The sequence below is a fragment of the Paenibacillus sp. Soil522 genome (genome assembly GCF_001428245.1).
GTDB lineage: Bacteria > Bacillota > Bacilli > Paenibacillales > Paenibacillaceae > Pristimantibacillus.
In genome coordinates, this window is record NZ_LMRV01000019.1 from 1 (window position 1) to 2037 (window position 2037).

General features: G+C 36.4%; 1 protein-coding gene and 1 pseudogene. One reads left to right on the forward strand and one right to left on the reverse strand.

Features of this window, described 5'->3' with window-relative positions; all coding sequences use genetic code 11:
• Window positions 1-207: 207 nt before the first annotated feature.
• Window positions 208-504 (forward strand): annotated as a pseudogene (locus tag ASG81_RS31580) (hypothetical protein); the annotation flags it as partial.
• Between the two features lie 506 nt (window positions 505-1010).
• On the opposite strand, the gene ASG81_RS03845 reads toward ASG81_RS31580, so the two are convergent.
• Window positions 1011-1775 (reverse strand): DUF7683 domain-containing protein, encoded by a 765-nt coding sequence (locus ASG81_RS03845; RefSeq protein ID WP_056629403.1) that lies wholly within the window; start codon window positions 1773-1775, stop codon window positions 1011-1013.
• Window positions 1776-2037: the final 262 nt, after the last annotated feature.

Consider the following 2037-nt stretch of genomic DNA (forward strand, 5'->3'; position numbering starts at 1 on the left):
ATTTTGCAAAAAAGACAGGTCGCAAGAGACACGATACAGGAACAATATCAGCAATGGCTTTAGAGGGTTGACCGTATTCCGCTTTGTCCGCGAATAATAATCTGATGTCGCAGCCTTGATGTTGAGCTATCGTTCCCGTTAGCGGAACAAACGATGAGTTATAAACGTCTATGTTAATGTTGATCTATTAGTAAAGGGGTGTATGAGATGCACAGCGTAACTACGACTAACGAGATAACTATAAAGAATTTCGCGTTACTCATTCTTTCGCTATTACTACTTACTTTAAACACGGGCTGCATTAAGGACGAACAAAACACCGGATATGAACCGCCAAATCCAAAAATAACAGTTAACGGAACAAACGTCCATTACCTACTCGGATCATACCAGTGGAAAGGTGCTATTGCCGATTCGCCTACTCCGCTAAAAATATCCAATGATGTCAAGCCAGCAGTTGCTCCAGCATCATCGTTATTAAAGGTTGAATTTTCTTACAAGCCTNCCGTCCTTCCCGCGGAAAAAGGGCGTTATATCTATGCTTTATCGGGCGTTTGGAAGGAAGGACGGGGGGACTACGTGTTCATTATAGAGATTAAATAAGTGCATCCTTTTTATACTTTCTGTAGTTCAACGGTTTCGACTGATTCGTAACAGAATGTATATTCTGTTACGAATGTTTAGCGTACAAAAAAAGCCATCCTGTTGAGGATGACTCTGCAGCAATTTTCAAAAGCTGTATTTTTGTTCAATAAGGAACCATTAGGCTTCTTTTACGATAAGCGATGCCGCGCCTTACATCGCTTTCACATCTCTATTTTATTGGTGCAAGCTTAATAATAGAACTAGTTTCTCTGCTATACTGCCAGTTAGTTGAGAAACGGCAGCAATTATGTCGGCTGCCGGTTCTTAGTATTCATTGAGCTATCGTATCCGTTAGCTTAATAAGCTGTCTAAACCTTGCTGTTTCAACTAATGATTAATTGATCTTTGCTAACTTATTATAAGTCTCAATTACCAGCCCACAATCCGTATTCATACTTTGTAAAATCCATCTTGTGATTCAGAAATATTTGAAAGTAATCTCTATAATCTTCCGTTATTTCAAAATATCCAAAAACAGGATGCTCTTCTGATAAATCAAATATCTTTCGATATTCTTCTAATGGCACATTAACTATTTCCTCATCCCCTATAACCAATGGGATCTCTACGCCTACTTCACTCCATTGTACTAATCTTTTTGTATCTTTTTCTTCGAAGTAATACGGTGAAATAAATTCCTCAACATAAAGACCGTTTTTTTTTGCAAACTCAATTGCAGTTAAAGATTTTTGACTGCTACCAATATACATATAATAATCCCAACCAAAATGCACAAAAAAATTATCTTTGGAAAATAGCTGACAATCAGCAAAATTTCTTAATATCATTTTGCATATTATGCGAATTTCATTTATGTTCACGATCAAATCTTCCTTAATATTGATCATTCCAAATTCATTATCATATAAGATAGATGTCTTATCTTCGTGTGAAATCGATCTATTGGATGTCTGGATTAGACGCAGAGAATATTGCCTTTTTTCATTTAAAAACTCTATTATTGTCTCAACATAAGCATGCTCAATAAGGAGATAATCTTCTAATGTAAATGAATCTCCATTTATTATTTTCCCAATTTCAGATGGGCAAGTCCATTCATCTAATAAATAATGTCCTTTATTATTTCTAAAAAGAGGGTTATATTTTGTAATTCTCCACTGATACTTCATCTTTAGCATCACCTTCACAGACACTTGTTTTTTATTAATTAGATACCTTATTATATCAGATCAGCTTACTTTCGTTATTAAGCAATCCTGCCCGTTACTTCAGTAAAGAAAAAGGGATCGACTAAACTGCGCGCAGCCGGCGATCCCTTTTCACTATCGTACCCGTCCCTCGGTTTTAAGGGTTTATCTCACATATACTCACTCATTCGCAGGATTTCGTCGCCATGGAATACAGCTGTTGTTCAGAAAGCAAGCTCATTAG

Coding starts and splice junctions, on each gene's coding strand:
- ASG81_RS03845 (WP_056629403.1), bottom strand. CDS start 1,775: ATGAAGTATCAGTGGAGAATTACAAAATATAACCCTCTTTTTAGAAAT.